We start from the raw sequence: 24,750 nt of genomic DNA, 5'->3' as shown, positions 1-24,750 counted from the left end.
CCGCCCGTGCACAATGGCTGCGTGACGAATTCCGACATCTCCACGGCCGCCTCCGTGAGCGCCGGCACGCCCGCCCTGCTCGAGGCCTATTCCGGACGGCGACCGGAGCGCCTGCCGGTCTGGTTCATGCGGCAGGCCGGTCGCTCGCTGCCGGAGTACAAGGAGGTGCGCGCGGGCACGGAGATGCTCGACGCCTGCCTCACGCCCGAGCTCGCCGCGGAGATCACCTGCCAGCCGGTGCGCCGGCACGGCGTCGACGCCGCGATCCTCTTCTCCGACATCGTCGTGCCGCTGAGGCTCGCGGGCATCGACGTCGAGATCGCCCCCGGGGTCGGCCCCGTCATCGCGGACCCGGTCCGCACCCCGGCCGACGTCGCGCGCCTGACCGCCCACGAGCCCGGCGACCACGCCCCGATCGCGGCGGCCGTCCGCGCGGTGACCGACGAGCTCGGCACCGGCGACGGGCCCGGCGACACCCCGCTCATCGGCTTCGGCGGCGCCCCGTTCACCCTGGCCGCCTACCTCGTCGAGGGCCGCCCCTCGCGCGACCACCTGGCCGCCCGCGCACTCATGCACGCCGACCCCGCCGCCTGGGACCGGCTGCTCACCTGGACCGCCGACCTCACGGGCGCGTTCCTCGCCGCGCAGGTCGACGCCGGCGTCCGCGCCGTCCAGCTCTTCGACTCCTGGGCCGGCTCACTGTCCGTCGACGACTACACCGCGCGCGCCGCCCCGTACTCGACGCGCGCGCTGGACCACGTGGCGGACCGGGTGCCGCGGGTCTCGTTCGGGACCGGCACGTCCGAGCTGCTCACCGTCATGGCGAGGCACGCCGAGGTCGTCGGGGTGGACCACCGACTCCGGCTCGACGTCGCGAACGAGCGGCTGGGCGGAGAGGTGCCGCTGCAGGGCAACATCGACCCTGCGCTGCTCACCGCGCCGTGGGAGGTTCTCGAGCGGCACGTGCGCGCCGTCGTCGAGGCGGGTCGGGCGGCGCCCGGGCACGTGGTCAACCTCGGTCACGGCGTCCCGCCCACCACGGACCCGGCGGTGCTCACGCGCATCGTCGAGCTCGTCCACTCCCTGTGACCGGATCGGACCCCGCGGCCGGCGCAGCGACCTCCACCGGGCCGGATCCCGCGGCCGGCGCAGCCACCTCGCACGACCCCGGCCGGAAGGTCCCCGCCCCCGACCGCACCACCTGGGACCTCGCCGTGATCGGGGCGGGGATCGCCGGCCTCACGCTCGCCCACGACGTCACCCGGTCCGGCCGGTCGGTCGTCCTGCTGGAGGCGTCGGGCCGGGTCGGCGGGCTCGTCTCGCCGCTCTCGCTCGAGCTCGGCGGCGGGTCCGGCAGTGCCGACGGCGGTGCCGACGGCGGAGTCCGCACCGGTCCGGTCCTCCTCGACGGCGGGGCCGAGGCCATGGGCACGCGGCGGCCGGCGGCGATCGAGCTGGCCGAGGAGCTGGGTCTCACGATCGAGCGGCCCGCCGCGGGCTCGTGGGTGCAGCCGGCGGCCGGCCCCGCGCGGCCCGTGCCGCCGCGGTCGCTGCTCGGCGTCCCCTCGGACCTCGCCCATCCGCTCGTCGCCCAGATCCTCGGGGAGCGCGCGGCGCGCCGGGCGGCGGAGGCGAACTCCGCGGGGCGAGCCGGCGCGCTGCCAGGCTCGGCCTCGCTCGCCGACGTCGTGCGGGACGCGATGGGCGAGGACGTCCTCGAGCGCCTCGTCCGCCCGATCGCCGGCGCGCTGCACGCGTCCGACCCGGAGGAGCTCGCGATCGACGTCGTCGCGCCCGGCCTGCGCGCGGCCCTGGCCGAGTCCGGGTCGCTGAGCACGGCGGTCGCGTCGCTCGTCGGCGAAGGACCGGCCGTGGCCACAGTCCGCGGCGGCATGCACCTGCTGCCCGCAACGCTCGCCCGCGCGGCCGTCGCCGCGGGCGCCGAGATCCGCACGGGCGCGGCTGTCGAGCGGCTCGTCCGCGACGGCGGAGCCTGGCAGCTCCAGGTCGCGCCCGGCGGGACGCTGCGCGCGCGTGAGGTGGTGCTGGCGGTTCCCGGCCCGGAGGCGCTGCGCATGGTCGAGCCGGAATTCCCCACGGCCCGGGAGGTCCGGCTCGTCCCCGGCGCGCCGGTGGAGCACCGCACGCTGATCCTCGACGCCCCGGCCCTGGACACGGCGCCGCGAGGATCGGGCGTCATCGTCGGCGAGGGGGCCGAGCCCGGCGGGCGCGCCGTCCGCGCGAAGGCGCTCACCCACTCCAGCGCCAAGTGGCCCTGGGTGGCCGCGGCGCTGGGCGGCCGGCACGCCGTGCGGCTCTCGTACGGGCGCCCCGGCGAGGAGCCGCACCTCCCGGGGGTCGACGAGGCCCTCGCCGACGCCGCGGCCCTGCTCGGCGTCGAGCTCACAGAGGACCAGCTGCTCGCCTCGGCGCCGGTCTCCCACGGCGGTGCCCTCGCGCCGCAGACCCCGGGCATGCGGGAGACCGTCACGGACCTGGCGGCGACGGCGGCGGAGCGGGACCTGCACCTCGCGGGCGCGTGGGTCGCCGGGACGGGGCTGCCCGCAGTCGTCGCCCACGCCCGTCGGCTGGCCCGGCGCCTCGTGTGAGATAACCCGGGCACGGTCCGTGCCCGCACCGGCCCACCTGTCAGATGTTGCGTACATCATGTGACATACACGTGTTCTGAATGAGGCAGTACGTGCGACTGAATATGCTTTATGACGACTCGTCGTCATATCCAAAGAATGGTCCTGACGGTTCGTCAGGTCGATTTCACAGATGTCCAGTTTTCGCATTTTCGTTACGCCGCACTTGCATATTAGAACCATTCTCGACGGCGGTCGGTGCGAGAATGACGGCATGACCTCAGCCACCGCCGCGCGGCCCTGGCGCCTGGGCACGCGGGGCTCCGACCTCGCGCGCACGCAGTCCCGTCACGTCGCCGACGCCCTGACCGCCGCGGGCGCCGGCGAGCTCGAGCTGGTCGTCGTGCGCACCGAGGGCGACGTGTCCACCGCCTCGCTCGCCTCCCTCGGCGGCACCGGCGTCTTCGCGGGCGCCCTGCGCGCGGCCCTGCTCGACGGCGAGGTCGACGTCGTCGTGCACTCCCTCAAGGACCTGCCCACGGCCCCGCACCCGGGACTGACGATCGCCGCCGTCCCCCCGCGCGAGGACCCGCGCGACGCCCTGTGCGCGCGCGACGGGCTCACGCTCGCCGACCTGCCCGCCGGCGCCCGCGTCGGCACCGGCTCCCCCCGCCGCGCCGCGCTGCTGCTCATCGCCCGGCCCGACCTCGAGATCGTCGACATCCGCGGCAACGTGCCCACTCGCCTCGCGCGGACCGAGGACGACCTCGACGCCGTGGCCCTCGCCCTGTCCGGGCTGCGCAGGCTCGGCCTCGAGGGCCGGGTCACCGAGGTCCTCGGCCCGCCGGACTTCCTGCCCGCCCCCGGCCAGGGCGCCCTCGCCGTGGAGACCCGCGACGACGTCGACTCCGAGCTGCCCGGTCTCGCCGCCGCACTGCGAGCGATCCACCACGCGCCGTCCGCGGCCGCGGTCGTCGCCGAGCGGACCCTGCTCGGCCGGCTCGAGGCCGGCTGCGCCGCCCCGGTCGGCGCACTGGCCACCCTCGACGGCGAGGACCTCGAGCTCGCCGCCGTCGTCGCCCGACCGGACGGCGCCCTCCATCTACGGCAAGACGTGAGCGCGAGCATCGACCCGGCCGACACCACGCTCGCCGCGACCGTCGGGCGCGACCTCGCCGACGACCTGCTCGTCTCCGGCGCCGCCGACCTCATGGCCGACGCGTGAGCCTGGCCGGCGCGCGAGTCCTCGTCCCGGCAGGGTCGCTCGAGATCGCCCGGGCCCTGCGGGAGGCCGGCGCCGACGTGGTGCCGGTGACGCTCACGCGCACCGTCGAGCTCGACGTCGACCCGGGCGCCGTCGACCCGGCCGGTGCCGCCTGGGTGCTCGTCACCTCGGCGCGCACGGTGTCCCGACTCGCCGACGTCAGGCTCGCGGGCGTGCGGCTCGACGACGGTCCGCGCACCTGGCCGGCCGCCGTCGCGGCCGCCCGCGCGGACGGCACCCGGATCGGCTCCGTCGGACCCGCGACCACCGCCGCGCTCACCGGCGTCGGCATCACCGTCGACGCGGAGGCACCGGCGGGCACGGCCGCGTCGCTGGTGGACGTCGTCGACCGCCCCGGGGACCCTCGCCGGCGGCGCGTCCTCCTGCCGTCGAGCGCCCTGGCCGACCCGGCCACCGCCCGGCGGCTGGCCGGCGCCGGCTGGAGCGTCGACGCGGTCCCCGCCTACACGACCGTCACCGCGGAGCCCGACGAGGCCCGGGCCGCCACGCGCCCGTGGCCGGACGTCGTCGCCCTCACCTCGCCCTCGACCCTGCGCGCGCTGCTCGAGACCGCGGGCCGCCCTCCGACGTCGACCGCCCTGGTCGCCATCGGTCCGACGACGGCCACGGCCATCCGCGAGGCGGGCCTGGACGTCTCGTCCGTCGCCGGGGCGCCGACCCCGGAGGCGATCGTCGCCGCGGTCGAAGAGGCGGCTGCTACCGACCGCGCCCGACCCGACCACGCACCCACCGTCACCCGCCCCGCGGACCCGCGCTCCGGCGTCGGGCTTGGCGGTACCGCACCACCACGGAGGACACCATGAGCCAGTTCCCCACCGTCCGTCCCCGCCGGCTGCGCTCCTCGCCGGCGCTGCGGCGGCTCGTCGCCGAGACCCGCATGGACCCGGCCGACCTCGTGCTGCCCGTGTTCCTGCGCGAGGGCCTCAGCGAGCCGCGGCCGATCGGGGCGATGCCCGGGGTCCTCCAGCACACCCCCGACTCCCTGCGCCGGGCGGCGGCCGAGGCGGCGGAGGCCGGCGTCGGCGGGATCATGCTCTTCGGCGTGCCGGCCACCCACGACGCCACCGGGACGGGGGCGACCGACCCGGACGGGATCGCGAACGTCGGGCTGCGCCTGCTGCGCGAGGAGGTCGGGGAGTCGATGGTCGTCGTCTCAGACCTGTGCCTGGACGAGTTCACCGACCACGGCCACTGCGGCGTGCTCGCCGCCGACGGGAGCGTGGACAATGACGCCACCCTCGTGCGCTACGCGGAGATGGCGCTTGCGCAGGCCGAGGCCGGGGCGTCGCTCCTCGGGCTGTCGGGAATGATGGACGGCCAGGTCGGAGCGGTGCGTGAAGCCCTCGACGACGCCAGACGCACCGACGTCGGCACGCTCGCCTATGCGGCGAAGTACGCGTCGGCCATGTACGGGCCGTTCCGCGAGGCCGTCGACTCGCAGCTCACGGGCGACCGGCGGACCTACCAGATGGATCCGGCCAACCGTCGGGAGGGGCTGCGCGAGACGCTCCTCGACGTCGAGGAGGGTGCCGACGTCGTCATGGTCAAGCCGGCCACGCTCTACCTCGACGTCCTCGGCGACGTCGCGGAGGCCGTCGACGTGCCGGTGGCGGCCTACCACGTGTCGGGCGAGATGGCGATGGTCGAGGCCGCCGCGGAGCGCGGCTGGATCGACCGGCGGCGGACGATCCTCGAGACCCTGCTGTCGGTGCGCCGGGCCGGGGCGGGGATCGTGGCGACGTACTGGGCGACCGAGGCGGCCGGCTGGCTGCGGGAGAGGTGAGAGAGGCGATGACGCAGGTGAACGGATCGACTGGAGCAGGATCGTCGAGCAGCGACGAACGAGACGCATCCGCGCCGGGTACGGCGGCTTCCTCCGGCGACACGACAGCCATGGCATCTCCCGGAACGGCGTCACCCGGCAGCTGGTCCGCCGGCCCGGCGAGCGCGGCAGCGTTCGAGGCCGCTCGGGCGGCGATCCCCGGCGGCGTGGACTCCCCCGTCCGGGCCTACGGGTCCGTAGGCGGGACGCCCCGGTTCCTCGCCTCCGCGCGCGGCGCGTACGTCACCGACGTCGACGGTCGCGAGTACGTCGACCTCGTCGCGTCGTGGGGGCCCGCGCTGCTCGGGCACGCCCACCCGGAGGTCGTGGGCGCGGTCCGAGAGGCGGCCGCGTCCGGCCTCAACTTCGGCGCGCCGACCGTCGCGGAGACCGAGCTCGCCGAGGCCGTCACCGCCCGGGTGGCACCGGCCGAGCGTGTGCGGTTCGTCAGCTCCGGCACCGAGGCGACGATGACCGCCGTCCGACTCGCACGCGGCGTGACGGGCCGGCCCCTGGTCGTCAAGATCGCCGGCCACTACCACGGGCACTCCGACTCGCTCCTGGTGGACGCGGGCTCCGGCGTGGCCACGCTCGGCATCCCCGGCACGCCCGGGGTGCCCGAGGAGATCGCCGCGGTCACCGTCGTCGTGCCGTACAACGACCTGCCGGCGATGGAGGCCGTCATGGGCGCCCACGGCGACCGGGTGGCGGCCGTGATCGTCGAAGGCGCCGCCGCGAACATGGGCGTCGTCGCGCCCGAGCCCGGGTACAACCGGGCGCTGCGCGAACTGACCATCGGCCACGGCGCACTGCTCGTCCTCGACGAGGTCCTCACGGGCTTCCGCGTCGGACCGGGCGGCTGGTGGGGCCTCGAGGGGGCGACCGAGGGCTGGGCGCCCGACCTCTTCACGTTCGGCAAGGTGCTCGGCGGCGGGATGCCACTCGCCGCCCTCGGCGGTCGGGCGGCTGTGATGGACGAGCTCGCCCCGAGCGGTCCCGTCTACCAGGCCGGGACCCTGTCCGGGAACCCGCTCGCGACCGCCGCCGGGCTCGCCACGCTGAGCCTCGCCGACGACGCCGTGTACTCCGCGGTCGACGCCGCCGCCGACGCCGTGGCGCGCGCCGCGGGTGAGGCGCTCGACGCCGTCGGGCTGGCGCACACGGTGAGCCGGGCGGGGAACCTGTTCTCGGTCTTCCTCGGCGAGCCCGCGGCGGGCGGCGTGCGCGACTACGCGGGGGCCAAGGCCTCCGAGACCTGGCGGTACCCGGCGTTCTTCCGCGCCATGGCGGCGGCCGGCGTGCTGCTGCCGCCGAGCGCGTTCGAGGCATGGTTCCTCACCGCGGCCCACGACGACGAGGCTCTCGCCCGGGTGGTCGACGCCCTGCCGTCGGCGGCCCGCGCGGCGGCGGAAGCGGCGCCGCCGGCCGGCTGACCGCGGTCGCCGCGACCTGGGGGAGAATCGTCCCCGTGACTGCGCGCACCGACCTCTCGACGATCACCCCGCCCATCGCCCTCGGGGCGCTCGACGGCCGCTACCGGTCCGCGGTCGCCCCGCTCGTCGACCACCTCAGCGAGGCCGCCCTCAACCGGGCACGGCTGCAGGTCGAGGTCGAGTGGCTCATCCACCTGTGCGACACCGGGTCTCTGCCCGGCGCGCCGACCCTCAGCGACGCGGAGCGCGCCTACCTGCGCGGCGTCGTCGACGGGTTCGGCGCCGACGACATCGCCGAGCACGCCGCCATCGAGGCCGAGACCCGGCACGACGTCAAGGCCGTGGAGTACCTGCTCAAGCGCCGCCTGGACGCCGCCGCGGACGTGCTCGGCCCGGACACGTCGCTGCCCGGGTCGCACGAGATCGTCCACATCTTCTGCACGTCGGAGGACGTCAACAACCTCTCCTACGCCCTGACGGTGCGCGCCGCCGTCGTCGACGTGTGGCTCCCCGCCGCGACGGCAGTCACCGACCAGCTCGCCGCGATGGCCCACGCCCACGCCGAGGTCCCGATGCTCGCCCGCACGCACGGTCAGACGGCCACGCCCGTCACGCTCGGCAAGGAGCTCGCCGTGACGGTCGCGCGCCTGCGCCGCCAGCTCGACCGGGTCGCCTCGACCGAGTACCGCGGCAAGATCAACGGCGCGACCGGCACCTACGGCGCGCACAGCGTGGCCGTCCCGGGGACCGACTGGCCGGCGGTCGCGGAGCGCTTCGTCACCGGGCTCGGCCTGTCGTTCAACCCGCTGACCACGCAGATCGAGGCACACGACTGGCAGGCGGAGCTCTACTCCGACGTGGCCCGGTTCAACCGGATCCTGCACAACCTCGCCACCGACGTGTGGACGTACATCTCGCTCGGCTACTTCACCCAGCGGCTCTCGGCGCAGGGCTCGACCGGCTCCTCGACGATGCCGCACAAGGTCAACCCGATCCGGTTCGAGAACGCCGAGGCGAACCTCGAAATCAGCTGCGCCCTGCTCGACACCCTCGCCTCGACGCTCGTCACCTCCCGCCTGCAGCGCGACCTCACCGACTCGACGACGCAGCGCAACATCGGCACCGCGTTCGGGCACTCGCTGCTCGCGATCGACAACGTGAGCCGGGGGCTCGCGGGCCTCGACGTCGACGCCGAGGCGATGGCCCGCGACCTCGACGACGCCTGGGAGGTCCTCGGCGAGGCCGTCCAGCAGGCGATGCGCGCCGCCTCGGTCGCGGGCGCCAGGGGCATGGAGGACCCCTACGAGCGGCTCAAGGAACTCACGCGCGGCCGCAAGGTCGACGGGCCGGCAATGCGCGAGTTCATCGGTTCGCTCGGGCTCCCCGCCGACGTCGAGGAGCGGCTGATCGCCCTGACCCCCGCGACCTACACGGGGCTGTCCGCACAGCTGGCCCGTACCGTCGAGGCCGAGGGCTGACCGCGTCGCGTGCGCTGCCGGTGAGTCGCCGCATCGCGGTGGGCGCCTGCGCATCGCAAGGTCGCGCGGTCTCAGGCATCGACGACGATCGAGGTGGCGCCGTGAGCCAGGCGCGAGCGCAGCACGGTCCGGAGTGCGGATCTCCCTGGCGTCGTCGGGCATCTCACGGGCACGCTGCCGCACCTGCGCGCCCGCGGCCCCATAGGTTGGGGCGGTGACGACCTCAGCCCTCGCCCACGCGACCGCCGCGGCCCATCCACCCGCCGCCCCGATCGCAGCCTCCGTCCCCGACGAGGGGCTGACCGGCATCGCCGGCTGGGCCGTGTCGATGATGGAGTCCCTCGGCGGGTTCGGGGCGGCGCTGCTCATCGCCATCGAGAACCTGTTCCCGCCGATCCCGTCGGAGATCATCCTTCCGCTCGCCGGGTTCACGGCCTCCCAGGGGCAGACGTTCGGGCTCGTCGAGGTGATCATCTGGTGCACGGCCGGCTCGGTGTTGGGCGCCTACGCGCTCTACGGCGTGGGCGCGCTGCTCGGCCGCGAGCGCACCCGGGCGATCATGAACTGGCTGCCGCTCGTCGACGTCGAGGACGTGACCAAGACCGAGAACTGGTTCGACAAGCACGGCCACTGGACCGTCCTGCTCGGGCGGTGCCTGCCGATCTTCCGTTCCCTCATCTCGATCCCCGCGGGCATCACGCGGATGTCGCTGCTCATGTTCGGCCTGCTCACGACGATCGGCTCCCTCGTCTGGAACACCGTCCTCATCCTCGCCGGCTACTACCTGGGCGAGAACTGGGACGTCGTCGAGGAGTACACGAGCTGGCTGCAGTACGTCGTCATCGCCGCGGTGCTCCTCCTGCTCGTCTGGTTCGTCGTCGCGCACCTGCGCAAGCGTCGCGCGGGCTCCACGTCCGACGACGGGCGCGGCCCGACCTCGACCACGGACCCCGCGCTGTGACCGCCCCCGACGTGTCCTCCGCGGGCGAGGACGATGCCCCCAGGCTCGGCGCCCTGGTCGCCACCGCCTTCGACGACGACCCGCTGTTCACCTGGGCGGTGCCCGACCGGGAGCGCAGGCACCGGCGCCTGCCCGCCTGGGCGGTCGCCAGCGTGCGGGCGGGGATGACCCACGGCGTCGTCGACACCGTCGGCGACGGGTCGATCGCTGTCTGGTACGCGCCCGGCCACCCGCCGCGGATGCTCGACCAGCTGCGCGGCGGCGCCCTCGGGGCACTGCTGCGTCTGCGACCGGGCGACGTGCGCCGACTCGCTGCAGCCGAGCGGCAGGCCCAGGCCGCCCACCGCCGGCACGACCCGGACTCCGCCGCCTGGTACCTCGCGCTCCTCGCCGTCGACCCGCAGCACCAGGGCCGGGGGCACGCGGGGGCCCTGCTGCGGCACGGTCTGGCGCGCGCCGACCGCACGGGCGCGCCGGTGTGGCTCGAGACGAACGCCGAGCGGAACGTGGGGATCTACGAGCGGTTCGGCTTCGAGGTCGTGGCGCACGAGAGGGCCGACGGGCTGCCGGAGTTCTGGGGCCTGCTCCGCCCGGCCCGCGGGGCCGAGGAGCCTGCTCGCGAGGACTGAGCCGTCGCCGACGGCAGCCCAGCGCGCGTCGAGGGCGCGAGGTGTCGTCGAGGGCGCGGTCTATCGCCGAGAGGACAGCCGCCGACCCACCACTCGGCGCGGCCACCGCGTCTTCGGCACTCACACCGCGCCCTCGACGGGTCCCTCTGCCACTCGACGAGCCCTCCGGGCGAGCAGCCGCCCCACGCAGCCGACTCGAACGCGCAGGGCTCAGACGAACCTCAGACGAACGACGAGCGCAGCGCGCCCCCCGGCGGGCCGCCCGCCGAGGACCCGGCACCGACGGGCGCGAGGTTGTCCCCGTTGTCCGGGCCGGACATGTGGTCGATGCGGCGCAGGATCGCGCCCTCGCGCAGCGCCCACGGGCAGACCTCGACCCGGTCCACGCCGAGGTGCCGCATCGTCGACTCCGCGACGACGGCGCCCGCCACGATCTGGTGCGTGCGCTCCGGCGTGATACCCGGCAGCTCCATGCGCTGCTCCGCGGGGATGCGCGCAAGCCGGGGCACCCAGTCCTGGAGATCTCGCAGTGCCATCCGGCGCCGCTCCTCGGGCCCGATGACGGCCTGCGAGTGCCCGGCCAGGCGGGCCAGCGAGCGGAAGGTCTTCGACGTGACGACCACGTGGTCCGGGCTCGGGAGGTCGGCCAGCTCCTTCGCGACCGGCGCGAGGAGCTTGTCCACGCGCCGCTGGAGCGTGGCCATCTGATTCTTCTCGGGCGGGTCGGAGGTGAGGAAGTGCCGGGTGAGCCGACCGGCCCCCAGAGGGAGGGACACCCGGAACTCGGGCGACTCGTCGATGCCGAGCGCGACCTCCAGCGAGCCGCCGCCGATGTCGAGCACGAGGAGGCGGCCCGACGCCCAGCCGTGCCAGCGCCTGGCCGCCAGGAACGTCAGCTCGGCCTCCTGGTCGCCGCTGAGCACCCGCAGCGGGACGCCGGCGGCCTTCTCGAGCTTGGCCAGGACCTCCGGGCCGTTCCGCGCCTCCCGGATGGCGGAGGTCGCCATGCCGACGAGCTCCTCGCAACCGAACTTCTCGGCGGCCTTCCGCGCCCGCTTCACGGCCTTCTTCAGTGCCTTGACGCCGTCGTCGTCGATCGTGCCGTCGTCGGTGAGGTACTGCATGAGACGGACGGTCGACCGGTCGGAGGACTCCGGGTCCGGCCGGGCGTCCCGCACGGCGTCGAGCACCACGAGGTGCACGGTGTTGGACCCGACGTCGAGAACTCCCAGGCGCATCCGCACACCGTAGCGTCCCGACGTGACCCAACACACCACGGCGCCGGCGCCCCAGGGCTCCCGAGGGACCGGTCGGACCGCGTCGATCAGAGTGCGTCCACGGGGGTGCGTCGATCAGAGTGCGTCCATGGGGGGTGCGTCGATCAGAGCGCGTCGCCGAGCGCGCCGAGCGTGAACTCCCAGCCCTGGCGGTAGCTCTCGGCCGGGGCGGCGTCGGCCCACGGTCCCGAGTGCCGCACGACGACGCGCGTCCCGCCCGCAGCGCCGGCGCCCGGCGCGTCGTCGGCCGCTCCGCCACCGGTGTGCACGTGGATGTCGACGGCCTCGTCCGCGCTGGTCCCGTCGGCGTCGCTCCAGCGCCACGTCATCGACAGCCGGCCGGCCCGGCCGCCGGCCGGGGGGACGACGTCGAGGTACCGACCGTCGAGCACGATGCCCGCGCCGGGCGCCTCAATCCGGTAGGCGCCGCCGGGGCGCACGTCGGCCTCGATCGTCACGTCGTCCCAGTGCTTCCACCACCACGACCGCAGTCCTTCCTCGGTGGCCAGCGCCGCCCACACCCGCTGAGCGTCAGCGTCGAGGGTGCGTTCGAGCTCGAGCGGGGCGCGCGTGATCGTCAGCCAGACCTCGGCGGCGCCCCCCTCGCTGTCCTCGTCACCCGGCGCGTCCGGACTCGCGGCGCCGAGCGCGCGGGCGAGCGACTGGAGGACCTGCTCCCAGCCGCCGCCGTACCCGACGGCGTGATCCGGCTCCGCCAGCTCGTGCCGCAGCGTGAGCTCGGTGCGGTTGTCGTCGACCGGTCGGAAGCGGGCGGAGATCACGCTCGTCGCCTCGCCCTGCCACGACCACTCGACGGCGACCTCGTCATCCGCGCACCGCAGCACGCGGCCGGTCGCACGGTCGTCCGGGTCGTCGGAGAGCGCGGCCCCGAAGGTGTCACCGACCCGGGCGGGGTCGCCGGTCACCGTGCCGAACCAGCGTGCGAGCCGGGCGGTGTCCGTGCAGGCGTCGCGCTGGTCGGCCACCTCCGCGCGGTAGACCCGGACGATGCTGAGGACGGGGTGGTCACGCGGTCCGGTCAGTGCCCTGACGATCGTGGCGTCCATGCTCGGTCTCCTTCGCGGTGCGTGCGGTCCGGGGGACGGGTGATCGACGGGGCGCGGCGGTCCGGCCGACGGAGCCCTCAGGGGTCGCGTCCCGCGCCGCCCGCCTCCCCCGCGCGAGCTCGGACTCGAGCGCGTCGAGGCGCTGGGGCCACAGGCGCGCGTACCGCTCGACCCAGGCGTCCACCTCGTCGAGGGCGCCGGGGCGGAGCCGGTAGATCCGACGCGACCCACGGGCCTCGACCTCGACGGCCCCCGACTCCCGCAGCACACGCAGCTGGTTGGACACGGCCGGCTGGCTGATCCCGAACTCGCCCTGGACGAGCGCGCCGACGTCGCCGGCCGCCCTTTCGCCGTCGGCGAGCGCCTCGACGATCCGGCGTCGGACCGGGTCGGCGACGAGGGCGAAGGTGTCCACGGGCACATTCCTATCACTTAGTGGTGATATATGCGAGAGCTGATGCGCTGGGCCCCCAGGACGTGACCGACGCATCAGCACCCACCTCCCCGACCGTCCCCGCGAGCCCCGCCGCCGCCACGCCCCGAGCGGCCCTCGCCGACTCACGTACCGTTGGCGTCAGGATCCCGACCCGGAAGGCCCCCATGTCTCAGCTCGTCCTGCAGAAGGCCGTCACCCCCGCGATGGCGAAGGTCTACCTCGAGAAGGGCCTGGACCGGGTGAGCGGCTACGTCGTCCCCGCCGCCGAGGTCGCCACGCTCGGCACCACCGAGGAGCTCTACAAGCTGCACGGCCTGAGCTTCACCGGCACCCCGTTCGCACCGGACCAGCCGATCGACGTCCTGCACGTCCCGCTGTCCCCCACCTGGCAGATGGTCCCCGCGACCGGCGGCCGCACCGAGGCCGAGCGCGCCAGGGTCAAGGGCAACATCCTCGACCGCGAGCCCTTCGACGGGTCCGGGTTCAGCCAGGTCGGCGACGTCCGTGCGCCGCTCGCGTGGATCGAGCACGACCGGCTCACCGTCGGCGCACGCCTGTGGCGCTTCCTGCCGGGCCAGGCCGAGCCCGAGCACCTGGGGACCTACCACGGCCCCGCGTACGGCTGGCAGAACCACGCGGCCGGCGACCTCTTCGCCACCGCGGTGCCCTCGAAGCTCGTGGGCTACGTGGCCAAGACGGACGGCGCCACGTGGGCGGCGGACGTCCGCCTCGACGACGACGGTCGCCCCTCGCTCATCACCCTGGTCTCCCCGAGCAAGGACTCCGAGAGCCAGGGCTTCACGATGACCGAGGCCGGCACCTGGGCCAAGCAGGTCGTCCGCTCCGAGATCGACGAGCTGTTCGCCATGCACTGCACCGCCCGCTGGAACGGCGTGCCCGTGCGGGTCGTCGACGACCAGATGGACCCCCAGGGCACCCGCCGCGCCAGAATCTTCTCGATCGCCCGCGACGCCAACGTCAACGAGCGGCACAAGATGGACAAGATCGACGCCGGCGTCTACGAGAAGACGGTCCTGTGGGAGGAGCTGAGCGACGTCGTCTACGCCCAGCGCGTGCCCAAGCAGTGGGCCACCGAGGAGCAGCTGGCCAAGGGCGAGGAGTACCAGCGCTCGCGCGCCGACGGCACCACGACCGCGCCCGCCCCGCACACGGCCAACCGCTCGGGCGCCACGCTCTCGCTCGGCACGCCCGAGGGCGCCGACGAGTCCCACCCGGCCGTGAAGCACCGCGAGGAGCTGCAGGCGATCGTGCGCGGCATGGTCGACGTCGTGCCCGCCGACTGGACCCGCGCCCGGCTCGTCGCCGTCATGCTCGGCACCCGCGGGGAGATCCGCGCCGGTGCGACGACGGCGGACGGCACCGAGGTCACCCTCCAGGGCCTGGGCAAGGAGGTCGCGCAGGCGGTGGCGAAGCTGCGCGCGGACTCGGCGGACAACGGCGGCAAGGGCGCCTGGCTCACGGCGGTCGTCAGCGTAGAGCCCGCCGGGTCGGTCAAGCTCGCCACCGACCACGACATCCAGCCGACGTGGCGCAAGAAGCCGGCCGAGAAGGACTACACCGTCGAGCTCCAGCGGCACCCGCGCGCGCCGGAGAACATCCCGGACTGGTGGCGCGAGCACCTGGCGTCCGACTGAGCCGCGCCGCGCACCGGGCCCGCCCCTGACGCCCCCCACCAGGCGCCCGCGCCTGTCACGGGTGCGAGATGTCACCCCTTGGGGGTATCGCCGGATACCCCCAAGGGGTACACTGGTGGCGTGAGCACACACGACGACACCTCCGCGCCCGCGGGCGAGCACCCCACGACGCACGGATACGCCAAGGACAAGGACGCGATCGCCCGACGCCTGCGCCGCATCGAGGGCCAGGTCCGCGGCATCGCCCGCATGGTCGACGAGGACACCTACTGCATCGACGTCCTCACCCAGATCTCGGCGGTGACCAAGGCTCTGCAGACCGTCGGACTCACGCTGGTCGAGGACCATGTCGGCCACTGCGTCGTACAGGCCGCCCAGTCCTCCCCCGAGGAGGGCGAGGCCAAGGTCGCCGAGGCCACCACCGCCGTCGCCCGGCTCCTGCGCGTCTGACCGCACCGGGAGCCGGACCGTTACCCGAACACCCGACGCACCACCTCAGCCACCACGAAGGAGCACCCATGACCACCACCGTCCTCGACGTCACCGGCATGACCTGCGGCCACTGCGCGCAGGCCGTCACCTCCGAGCTCTCCGCCATCGCCGGCGTCACCGACGTCGACGTCGCGCTCGACGCCGGCGGCACCTCGCCGGTCACCGTGACCTCCGACGCCCCGCTCGAGGAGTCGGCGCTCCGCGCGGCGATCGACGAGGCCGGCTACGAGGTCGCCGCGATCCGCGCCTGACGCGGCCCCGACGACGCCGCACGGCCTCCCCGGGCACCGTCACCGCACGACCCGCCCCGCGCACGCAGCGTCACCGCACAACCTGCACGACCCGTACGACCGCTCGGCGCGACGTCGTCGTCCCGCGACCCGATCGCGCCACGCGACGCACCCACCCCCGCGGCCCCACCGATCCGGAAGAAGGGCCCACGATGACCACCTCCGCACGACCCGACGACAAGAACTCCCGGCGCGCCCCCACGGACCTGATCGACGCCACCGACCTGCTCGGCGAGGCCGAGCTCGAGGTCGAGGGCATGACCTGCGCCAGCTGCGTGCGCCGCGTGGAGAAGAAGCTCAACGCGGTAGAGGGCGTCGCCGCGACCGTCAACCTCGCCACCGACTCCGCGCACGTCGAGCTGAGCGCCGACGTCGACGACGACACCCTGGTCGCCGCCCTGCGGGCCGCCGGGTACGACGGGCAGGTCACCTCCCGTACCCGCCTCGGCGCGCCCGAGCCGGTCCGGGACTCGGGTGAGCACGCGCACCACGACGCGAGCGGCCACGCGGAGCACGACGCCGCGGGTCACGGCGGGCACGACCACTCCCCGCTCGGCGACGACTCCGACACCTACGACACCTCGACGCCCACCCAGCGCCGCGCCGCGGACCTGCGCCGCCGGCTCCTCGTCGCGCTCGTGCTCGGTGTCCCCGTCGGCGTGCTGTCGATGGTCCCGCCGCTGCAGTTCGCGGGCTGGCAGTGGGTCGTGATGGTGCTCGCCCTGCCGATCGCCACGTGGTGCGCCTGGCCGTTCCACACCGCCGCCGTCCGCGCGGCCCGGCACGGCGCGTCGACGATGGACACCCTCGTCTCGCTCGGCGTCGTGGCCTCGACCCTCTGGTCGCTGTGGGCGATCACGCTGGGCGGCGCCGGCGAGATCGGCATGCGGATGGAGATGACGCTGTGGCCGGCCGCCGGCGGCCACGACGGCGGCCACGCGCCCCCGCACCTGTACTTCGAGACTGCGGTGCTCATCGTCGTCTTCCTCCTGCTCGGCCGCTACCTCGAGGCCCGCTCCCGCCACCGGGCCGGGGACTCCCTGCGATCCCTGCTCGAGCTGGGTGCGAAGGACGTGGCGCGCGTGCACATCGCCGACGACGGCACGCGCACCGAGGAGCGCGTCCCGGTTGAGCGGCTCGCCGTGGACGAGCTGTTCGTCGTCCGCCCGGGCGAGAAGATCGCGACCGACGGCGTCGTCGTCGAGGGGGCCTCCGCCGTCGACGCCGCGCTGCTGACCGGGGAATCCCTCCCCGTCGAGGTCGGCCCCGGCGACGCGGTCACCGGCGCGACGATCAGCACCTCCGGCTCGCTGCTCGTGCGCGCCACCCGGGTCGGCGAGGAGACGACGCTCGCCCAGATCGGCCGGCTCGTCACGCGCGCGCAGACCGGCAAGGCACCCGTCCAGCGGCTCGCCGACCGCGTCTCGGCGGTGTTCGTCCCCGTCGTCATCGGCATCGCGATCGCCGTCCTCGCGGGCTGGCTGCTCGCGGGCGGGAGCGTCGAGCAGGCGTTCACCGCCGCCGTGGCGGTCCTCGTCATCGCGTGCCCGTGCGCGCTCGGCCTGGCCACCCCGACCGCGCTGCTCGTCGGGACCGGGCGCGCCGCGAACCTCGGCGTGCTCATCAAGGGGCCGGAGATCCTCGAGTCGACGCGCCGCATCGACACCGTGGTGCTGGACAAGACGGGCACCGTGACGGCCGGGCGCATGGCGCTGGTCGACGTCTCCGGCGAGCCGGACGCGCTCGCCGTGGCCGCCGCCGTCGAGGCCGGCTCCGAGCACCCCGTGGCGCGCGCGATCACCGAGGCCGCCGCCGAGCAGGGGGCGGCGCTGCCCGCGGTCGAGGACTTCGAGAACCACGCGGGCCGCGGAGTCAGCGCCCGCGTCGCCCCCGCGTCCCCGGGCACCTCCGCTGATTCGTCGAGCGTGCGGTTCCCGGACCTCGAGAGTGCGGCTCCGGCGGACGCCGGCCGCGCCACCGCGCCGGACGCCGACGTCGTCACCGCGCTCGTCGGTCGGCCGAGCTGGCTCGCCGAGCAGGGCGTCGACCTCGGCGAGCACGCCGCCGCCCACGCGGCTGCCGAGGAGACCGGGGCGACCGCCGTCGTCGTGGCCTGGGACGGGTCCGCCAGGGGCGTGCTGTCCGTACGGGACACCGTGCGCCCCGACGCCGCCGAGGCGGTCGCCAAGCTGCGCGGGCTCGGCCTGACGGCCCACCTGCTGACCGGGGACAACGACGCGGCGGCACGCCAGGCGGCCGCCACGGTCGGCATCGCCACCGAGAACGTCACCGCCGGGGTACTGCCCGCGGACAAGGTCACGGTCGTCGAGCGGCTGCAGGCGGGCGGGCGCGTCGTCGCGATGGTCGGCGACGGCGTGAACGACGCCGCCGCCCTCGCCCAGGCGGACCTCGGGCTCGCGATGGGCACCGGGACCGACATCGCCATCGAGGCCGCGGACCTCACGCTCGTGCGCACCGAGCTGGACGCCGTCCCCACCTCCGTGCGCATCTCGCGCGCCACGCTGCGGGTCATCAAGCAGAACCTGTTCTGGGCGTTCGCCTACAACGTGGCGGCGATCCCGCTCGCGGCCGCCGGCCTGCTCAACCCAGGGATCGCCGCGGCCGCGATGGCGGCGAGCTCGGTCATCGTCGTGCTCAACTCGCTGCGCCTGCGCTCGGCGGGCTGACGGACAGGCCGCCCGCACGCTCGAGGTCCGAGAACCGCACGCTCGACGACCGGGGGCCGCTCCGCACGCTCGACGACCGGGGGCCGCTCCGCACGCTCGAGGTCCGAGAACCGCACGCTCGACGAACCGGACGTGCTCGGGGCCGGGGAGGGCTCAACTCCCCGCCGGGAACTTCTCCGTGTCGCCCGTCACCTGGGACACTGGCCGCGCGGTCGCCGACGTCTCGGCCGCCACTCCCCCATCGAGAGGTACCCCATGTCACAGGACACCGGCTGGGTCGGGCGTGCCCGAGGCCTGGCCCAGAAGGCCCAGCAGGGTCTCGAGACGATCGACGACCTGCGCGGCGGGTCGGTCGGCGACGGCTCGGACGCGTTCAGGGTGGACGTGGCGGCGTTCAGCACGGCGAAGAGCACGGGCGGTGTCGGCACCCGCATCGTCGCCCAGCGCTCCTCGCTGAGCGACGCCGGCCAGAAGCTCAACCGCTCCGAGTACGAGAACGGCTCCGACGGCCCGGTCCACGTGATCACGCCGATGGTCATGCCGAGCGGCGGCCGCGTCCGTGCGCTGATCCCCGTCGTGATCCTCGCGATCGTCGGCGCCGTCGGCTACTGGATCCTCTCGGCGACCAACGTCGTCGACGTCACCCGGATCGCCGGCGACGGCGGCCTCACCGGCGGCCTGGCCACCGCCCTGTTCGGCGTGCACTACTGGGTGCTGCTGCTCGTGCTCGCCGGCTTCCTGTGGTGGCGGGCCGGGATGGTCATGGTCCCGGACGGCTGCCAGGCGCTGATCTCGAGGTTCGGGAAGGTCGAGCGCGTCGTCGGGCCCGGCCTCGTCACGCTGCTTAACCCGTGGCGCCGGGTCTCCTACATCGTCAACACCACGCGCGAGTACCCGTTCAACGCGCCCATCCACGAGGCGCCCACACGCTCCGGCGTCCAGGCCTCGGTCGACCTGTTCCTCCAGTTCCGCATCGACGACCCGCGCGAGTTCATCTTCGTCCTCGGCGCCGTCCAGGGCTTCCAGGACAAGCTGAACAACGCCATCTCCGAGACCACCCGCTCGCTCATCTACGAGCAGGAGGCGGCGGACATCTACGACCTCGTCGGCGAGTCCACGCAGGTCCTGCTCGACCAGCTGAACGAGCAGTTCCGGCCCGCGGTGGAGCTCACGCACGCGAACATCACCCATGCCGAGCCCTCCAGCGACGAGTACCGCGCGGACCTAGGCGCGCCCGAGATGATCCGCGTGGCCAAGGAGGCCTACACCTACGAGTACGAGCTCCAGCTGAAGAAGGAGCAGAACGAGGGTGACCTCAACAAGGACCTCGCCTCGCTGCGCGAGACGCTGAGCTCGATCCAGGCGGACATCGCCAAGTACCAGGCGCAGATGGACACCGCCCTGGAGCGCGAGACGAACCGGGCCGACGCCATGGCCCGCCAGCGCTTCGTCGAGTCGGAGTCCACGGCGCACGCCAACGCCGCCCTGCTCGAGGCCCAGGCGCTGGACATCCGAGCGCTCTCGGCCGCCAACGCCCCCGAGATCCTCTCGTTCCGCTACCAGCAGGACCTCCTCGACCGGCTCGAGCAGGTCGCCGAGTCGCTGCCCCAGATCGTGCAGGTCGGCGAGCAGGGCGGCGGCGTCGACTTCCTGCGCATCGCCTCCGAGCTGGTCGGCGGGACCGACCTCGAGCTGTTCTCCGAGTCCGAGCTCAGCCAGATCCGCGAGCGCGCCGCGGCCATCGAGACCCGGGTCGCCGAGCGGCAGGACCGCATCGCCGAGCTGCTCGAGCCGCCCGAGGAGACCGAGGTCGCGATCGTGGCGCCGTCGGACGAGGACGAGCTCCCCGGCGCCGACCGACTCGAGGAGATCCGCCGCTCCGTGGCCCAGGAGATCGACGACGACGCCGGAACCACGCCCGGCGCGCACGCCGCACCCTCGGCCCCCGCGGAGCCCGCCGCACCCGCTGACGCCGCCGCGCCCGCGGCCCGGGGCGCACACGCCGCACCGGCCGAGCCGGCGCCGACCGCACCCGGCGAGCCGACCACCGAGCCGACCGCACCCGGCGAGCCGGCCGACGCCCCGGCGGACCCGCCGCCGGACATGACCCACCTCCCGCCGCACCCGACCACCGAGGAGAACCGCGATGTCTGAGGCACCCGTCGCCCGGTCGATGTCGTCGATCAAGGAGTCCCTGGCCTCGTGGAGCGACGTCGCACAGCTGCTGCGCGGCGGCGACGGCGGGTCGCTCGTGCCCGTCGTCATCCCCCGGGACCAGCGCGGCCTGCGCTGGCTGTTCCTGGCCGGGATCGGCCTGTGGCTGATCGTCGGCGGCGTGCTCACCGCTGCCGACGGCCACGGCACGCGCGCGATGTGGCTGTGGATCGTCGGGGGCCTCGTCGTCGCGCTGTCCGCCGTGTGGTGGTGGCGGACCTCGATCATCGAGATCGAGGAGGGCACCGTCGGTGTCCGCTCGAGGTTCGGTGCCATCACGTCCGCACCGCTCAAGCCCGGGCGCCACTACCTGTGGCACCCGTGGACCCGCGTGGACTACGTCGTCGACGTCAGCACCGAGATCCCCTACACGGCGCCGGTGCTCGCCTGCCCGACCGCCGAGTCGGTCCCGCTGCGCTCGATCGAGTTCTTCCTCAAGTTCCGCATCCACGACGCCGTGCAGTTCGTCCGCACGATCGGCGCCGGCAACTTCGACCTCGTGCTGTCCAACGCGGTCCAGGACGCGATCCGGCAGCGCTCGCGGCTCGTGCGCACGGAGCGGGCGCACGACCTGCGCGGCTCCGACGTCGCCGACATGCAGGCGCTGCTCAACCGTCAGCTCGCCCGCTACGGCGTGCAGATCATGGGCTGCAACATCCCCGACGTCCGGCTGCCCGAGCAGTACCAGCAGCACATCGCCACCCGCGAGCGGGTCTCCAAGGAGCTGCAGGCGTACGAGAAGGAGTGGGACCTGACGCGCAAGCGGCGGATCGACACCCTGCTGATGGACATCGAGCGGTCGAAGAAGGTCCGCGACGCGAAGGTCGTCGAGGTCAACGCCTCCCTCAACGAGGCCCGCAAGAACGTGGCCCAGAAGCTCGAGGAGCAGGAGACCGAGGCGCAGAAGGTCAAGTGGGAGATCGAGACCAAGGGCCGGACGAACCTCGTGGCCGCGCAGGGTGAGGCCCGCGCGCAGGAGCAGCTCGCCACGTCCTACCGCGACAACCGTGCCGTCCTCGGCTACGAGCTGGCCCGGCGTCGCCTCGAGGTCGGCTCCGAGCTCACCTCGCACGCGCCGCGGCCGGTCATCGTGCGCACGGACGGGGCCTCGACGGACACCTCCGCGCTCTCGACGCTGCTCCTCGCGCAGATCCTGCCGGGCATGGACGACGGCGGACGGCGGGCCGCGCGCACCGACCGGGCCACCGGCCGGACCGCCCCCGACCGGGGCGATCTGGACGACATGGCCGCCGTCGCGCAGTCCGTGCTGTCCGGCCGGTCCGGGGACGAGCGGCAGGCGGACGAGCGCAGGGTCGGGGTGGACATCGACGACGTGCGCTCCACGGGTGAGAACGGTCGCGGTCGGTCGTCGTGACCGGCCGGGCCGGACCGTCGTGGCAGGTGAGCCCTAGACTCCCCGCATGACCGGACGGGCCGACGAGCCGGGCACCCCTGTGCCCGAGGAGGCGGCCCGTCCCACCCCCGCCGGGACCGGCACCTCCGCCGGCACCTCGGGTCCCGACCCCGCCGAGGTCGTGCTCCCCGGCCCCGCGGACGGCGGACGCGACCGCACCGCGATCACCGCGGTCACGCCCGAGGAGGCGGACGACGGTCCGCAGGTCGACCCGGTCAGCGGCCGCACGATCTACCCGCGCACGCCCCTGCCGCTCCCCGCGGCGCGCGCGCCTCGCCGCGAGGTCCTCCTCGTCGACGCCCTCGAGAAGCGGGTCCGCCGACCGGTCGACCTCGTCCGGCTCCTCACCGCCGTCCTGGGCCTGGCCCTCGTGCTGCTGCTCGCCGTCTACGCGCGGGGCACGACCCTCGCCGTCACCGAGGACGTCCAGGACGCCGTCACGGGATTCTTCCGCCAGCTGTTCCAGCTCCCCGTCACAGCGCTGGGCAGCCTGCTCACGTTCGTCGTCCCGATCGCCGTGCTCGTCGAGCGGGCCTGGCAGCGACGATGGCGCTCCGCGTCGCAGGGCCTGGCCGCCGGCGCGCTCGGGGTGGGCCTCGCCCTCGGCTCGCTGGAGGCGCTCGACGCGCTGACGGGCTCCGAGCTGTTCACCTCGCTGACGATCACCAGCGTCGGTCGGGCCACGGTCGTCATGTCCCCGTTCATCGCGGGCCTCGCCGGCGTGCTCACGGCCGTCGGGCCCGCGACGGCCAACCGGGTGGCCCGCTGGTCGTGGAACCTGCTGTGGGTGGTCCTCGCCCTCGAGATCATCCAGGGCGCCCAGACGCTGCCCGGCGCGATCATCGCGGTCCTGCTCGGCGCGATCGCCGGCTACGCGGTGCGGTACGTGGACGGCGTCGTGCACGACCGCGCGGACGGCACCTCGCTCGTGCGCGGGCTGCGGCGCGCCGGGATCGACGCCGTCTCGGTGGTGCGCATGGACCGGCCCAACCGCTCCGCCGTGGTGGCCTACACCGTGACCACCGAGGCGCCGCTGGGATACATCGAGCCTGCCGGCCCGCGCCGCACCGGCGTGGACCTGCCCCCGGCGTCGCGAGGTGACGACGACCCGTCCGCGGCCACGGGCAGCATGCTCGACGCAGACGAGCCGCCCAGCGCCGAGTCGCTCATGGCCGCGGTCGACGCGGCCGGGAGCGACACGATCCGGCCCGACCCGGTGACCGACGTCCCCGCCCTGCTGGCCCGCGTGGGCTCGGCCGCGCACCCCGACGACCCCGGCGAGGCCGCGCCCGGGCGCCTGTACGCCGTGTGGGACGCGGCGGGCGAGCGCCGCGACCTCAGGCTCCTCGACGGCGACCGGCAGGTCGTCGGCCTGCTCTCCTCGATCTGGGAGGCCATCCGCCTGCGCGGGATCGACCGCCGCCCGGTGACCTCGCTGAAGGACGCGGCGGCCCGCACGTCGCTCATGTCGCTGGCCGCCACGGCCGCGGGCGTACGCACGCCGGCCATGTCCTCGGTGACGACGGCGCGCGCCTCCGTGCTCGTCGTCGAGGACCACGTCGACGACCTCGTCCCGATCGACGAGGTGCCGGCGGAGGACCTCCAGGACGACGTGCTCGACGACGTGTGGCGCCAGCTCCGTCGTGCCCACGCCGCCGGTCTCACGCACCGCGACCTCACCACCGCCAACGTCCTCGTCGACGGGTCCGGAGCGGTGTGGCTCGTCGGCTGGGAGAGCGGCGAGGTCGCCGCCACCGAGCTCTCGCGGCGGATGGACCTCGCCCAGACGCTCGCGCTGCTCGGTGTCGTCGCCGGCGCGGAGCGCTCGCTCGCGTCGGCCGGTCGGGCGCTCACCCGCGAGCAGATGGCGGCGATCGCACCCGTCCTCCAGCGGGTGGCGCTGCCGGTGTCCACCCGGCAGGCCGTCCGACGCAGCCCCCAGCTCCTCGGGTCGCTGCGGGACACGCTCGTCGCCCTCGTCCCGACGGCGGACGTCCCCCCGATCCCGCTCGCCCGGTTCTCGGTCTCGCGCGTGGTGATGACGACGCTGCTCCTCGTCGTCGTCTACGTCCTCATCACCTCGCTCAACTTCCAGGAGGTCTGGACCACCCTGACCTCGGCGGACCCGACGCTCATGGCGATCGCCTACGTGTTCGGGCTCGCCACCTACATCGGCGCCGCGATGTCGCTCATGGCGTTCTCCCCGGCGCGCCTGCCGTTCGGGCAGACCGTGCTCGCCCAGGCCGCGGGGGCGATCGTCGCGCTCGTCGCACCCGCCGGCATCGGCCCGGCCGCCGTCAACATGCGGTTCCTGGCCAAGCACAAGGTGGCCACCCCGCTCGCGGTCGCCTCCGTCGCCCTCGTCCAGGTCTTCCAGTTCGTCGCGACGATCCTGCTGCTGGTCATCGTCGGCCTGACCACCGGGTCCGTCGGCTCGCTGAGCCTGCCCAGCGGGACGGTCATGTGGGTGGCGGCCGCCGTGGTCGTCGTCGTGGCGGTCGCGCTCGCCGTGCGGCCCGTGCGCCGCTGGGTGTGGTCCAAGGCCGCGCCGACCCTCAGGCAGATCGGGCCGCGCATCATGTGGCTCGTCTCGAGCCCGCAGCGACTGATCGTCGGCGTCTCCGGCAACCTGCTGCTCACCGCGTTCTACGTCGCGACCTTCGGGCTCTGCCTCGCCGCGTACGGAGAGTCCCTGCCGCTGACGACGCTCGCGCTGACCTACCTCGTGTCGAACTCCGTGGGCGCGCTCGTCCCCTCGCCCGGCGGTATCGGCCCGGTCGAGGCGGCCCTCACCGGCGGCCTGACGGTCGCGGGCGTCTCGCCGGCCACCGCGCTGTCCGTCGCGCTGCTCTACCGGCTGCTGACGATGTGGGGCCGCGTACCGATCGGCTGGGCGGCGCTGACCTACCTGCGCCGGAAGAACCTCGTGTGACGAGGCCGGACCCTCGGCCGCGCGTCGAGGTCGTGCCCGACGCGTCGAGGTCGTGCGTGCGAGGCACGATCTCGCCATCCGAGGCACGAC

19 protein-coding genes are annotated in these 24,750 nt (G+C 74.5%); 16 read left to right on the top strand and 3 right to left on the bottom strand.

What is annotated here, in order from left to right:
- Positions 1 to 21: 21 nt before the first annotated feature.
- From hemE to ACZLKG_RS01420, 9 genes are all read left to right on the top strand, one after another.
- Complete coding sequence (gene hemE / locus ACZLKG_RS01460; protein WP_463647677.1) at positions 22 to 1,089, top strand: uroporphyrinogen decarboxylase; 1,068 nt, start codon at positions 22 to 24, stop codon at positions 1,087 to 1,089.
- Positions 1,086 to 2,609 (top strand): protoporphyrinogen/coproporphyrinogen oxidase, encoded by a 1,524-nt coding sequence (locus tag ACZLKG_RS01455; RefSeq protein WP_463647676.1) that lies wholly within the window; start codon positions 1,086 to 1,088, stop codon positions 2,607 to 2,609. Before hemE ends, ACZLKG_RS01455 begins: the two co-directional genes overlap by 4 nt.
- Before the next feature lie 253 nt (positions 2,610 to 2,862).
- Positions 2,863 to 3,813 (top strand): hydroxymethylbilane synthase, encoded by a 951-nt coding sequence (gene hemC / locus ACZLKG_RS01450; protein ID WP_463647675.1) that lies wholly within the window; start codon positions 2,863 to 2,865, stop codon positions 3,811 to 3,813.
- A complete protein-coding gene (locus tag ACZLKG_RS01445) occupies positions 3,810 to 4,676 on the top strand; it encodes a uroporphyrinogen-III synthase (protein WP_463647674.1) in 867 nt (288 codons plus the stop codon). Before hemC ends, ACZLKG_RS01445 begins: the two co-directional genes overlap by 4 nt.
- Complete coding sequence (hemB, locus tag ACZLKG_RS01440; protein ID WP_463647673.1) at positions 4,673 to 5,656, top strand: porphobilinogen synthase; 984 nt, start codon at positions 4,673 to 4,675, stop codon at positions 5,654 to 5,656. The genes ACZLKG_RS01445 and hemB overlap by 4 nt, the downstream gene beginning before the upstream one ends.
- Positions 5,657 to 5,766: 110 nt before the next feature.
- Positions 5,767 to 7,128: a glutamate-1-semialdehyde 2,1-aminomutase gene (gene hemL, locus ACZLKG_RS01435; RefSeq protein ID WP_463647672.1), complete on the top strand. Its 1,362-nt coding sequence runs from the start codon at positions 5,767 to 5,769 to the stop codon at positions 7,126 to 7,128.
- 35 nt (positions 7,129 to 7,163) lie between these two features.
- On the top strand, positions 7,164 to 8,606 hold the full coding sequence (gene purB / locus ACZLKG_RS01430) for an adenylosuccinate lyase (RefSeq protein ID WP_463647671.1): 1,443 nt from the start codon (positions 7,164 to 7,166) through the stop codon (positions 8,604 to 8,606).
- 214 nt (positions 8,607 to 8,820) lie between these two features.
- Complete coding sequence (locus ACZLKG_RS01425) at positions 8,821 to 9,567, top strand: DedA family protein (RefSeq protein WP_463647670.1); 747 nt, start codon at positions 8,821 to 8,823, stop codon at positions 9,565 to 9,567.
- Positions 9,564 to 10,196, top strand: a complete 633-nt coding sequence (locus tag ACZLKG_RS01420; protein WP_463647669.1) for a GNAT family N-acetyltransferase — start codon at positions 9,564 to 9,566, stop codon at positions 10,194 to 10,196. Before ACZLKG_RS01425 ends, ACZLKG_RS01420 begins: the two co-directional genes overlap by 4 nt.
- 221 nt (positions 10,197 to 10,417) lie before the next feature.
- Here ACZLKG_RS01420 and ACZLKG_RS01415 read toward each other — a convergent pair whose 3' ends face one another.
- The 3 genes from ACZLKG_RS01415 to ACZLKG_RS01405 form a co-directional block, all read right to left on the bottom strand.
- A complete protein-coding gene (locus ACZLKG_RS01415; RefSeq protein ID WP_463647668.1) occupies positions 10,418 to 11,434 on the bottom strand; it encodes a Ppx/GppA family phosphatase in 1,017 nt (338 codons plus the stop codon).
- A gap of 143 nt (positions 11,435 to 11,577) precedes the next feature.
- Entirely contained in the window at positions 11,578 to 12,540 is a 963-nt protein-coding gene (locus ACZLKG_RS01410; RefSeq protein ID WP_463647667.1) for an SRPBCC domain-containing protein, read from the bottom strand.
- On the bottom strand, positions 12,500 to 12,955 hold the full coding sequence (locus ACZLKG_RS01405; protein WP_425707416.1) for an ArsR/SmtB family transcription factor: 456 nt from the start codon (positions 12,953 to 12,955) through the stop codon (positions 12,500 to 12,502). Before ACZLKG_RS01405 ends, ACZLKG_RS01410 begins: the two co-directional genes overlap by 41 nt.
- A gap of 185 nt (positions 12,956 to 13,140) precedes the next feature.
- Between ACZLKG_RS01405 and ACZLKG_RS01400 the strand changes: the two genes are divergently transcribed.
- From ACZLKG_RS01400 to ACZLKG_RS01370, 7 genes are all read left to right on the top strand, one after another.
- Positions 13,141 to 14,631 carry a hypothetical protein gene (locus tag ACZLKG_RS01400; protein WP_463647666.1) on the top strand — a complete coding sequence of 497 codons (1,491 nt, stop codon included), beginning with the start codon at positions 13,141 to 13,143 and terminating at the stop codon, positions 14,629 to 14,631.
- Positions 14,632 to 14,751: 120 nt separating this feature from the next.
- Positions 14,752 to 15,081, top strand: a complete 330-nt coding sequence (locus tag ACZLKG_RS01395; protein ID WP_463647665.1) for a metal-sensitive transcriptional regulator — start codon at positions 14,752 to 14,754, stop codon at positions 15,079 to 15,081.
- Positions 15,082 to 15,149: 68 nt separating this feature from the next.
- On the top strand, positions 15,150 to 15,374 hold the full coding sequence (locus ACZLKG_RS01390; protein ID WP_425707413.1) for a heavy-metal-associated domain-containing protein: 225 nt from the start codon (positions 15,150 to 15,152) through the stop codon (positions 15,372 to 15,374).
- Positions 15,375 to 15,565: 191 nt separating this feature from the next.
- Positions 15,566 to 18,100, top strand: coding sequence for a heavy metal translocating P-type ATPase (locus tag ACZLKG_RS01385; RefSeq protein WP_463647664.1), 2,535 nt, complete (start codon positions 15,566 to 15,568; stop codon positions 18,098 to 18,100).
- A gap of 255 nt (positions 18,101 to 18,355) precedes the next feature.
- Entirely contained in the window at positions 18,356 to 20,254 is a 1,899-nt protein-coding gene (locus tag ACZLKG_RS01380) for an SPFH domain-containing protein (protein ID WP_463647663.1), read from the top strand.
- Complete coding sequence (locus ACZLKG_RS01375; protein ID WP_463647662.1) at positions 20,247 to 21,689, top strand: SPFH domain-containing protein; 1,443 nt, start codon at positions 20,247 to 20,249, stop codon at positions 21,687 to 21,689. Before ACZLKG_RS01380 ends, ACZLKG_RS01375 begins: the two co-directional genes overlap by 8 nt.
- Positions 21,690 to 21,735: 46 nt before the next feature.
- Positions 21,736 to 24,660 (top strand): lysylphosphatidylglycerol synthase transmembrane domain-containing protein, encoded by a 2,925-nt coding sequence (locus ACZLKG_RS01370; RefSeq protein WP_425707409.1) that lies wholly within the window; start codon positions 21,736 to 21,738, stop codon positions 24,658 to 24,660.
- The last annotated feature ends 90 nt before the right edge of the window (positions 24,661 to 24,750 follow it).

This window comes from Georgenia sp. Z2081, from assembly GCF_055326445.1.
The sequence above is the reverse complement of the archived record's forward strand: the minus strand, read 5'-3'. Positions and strand labels throughout refer to the sequence as shown.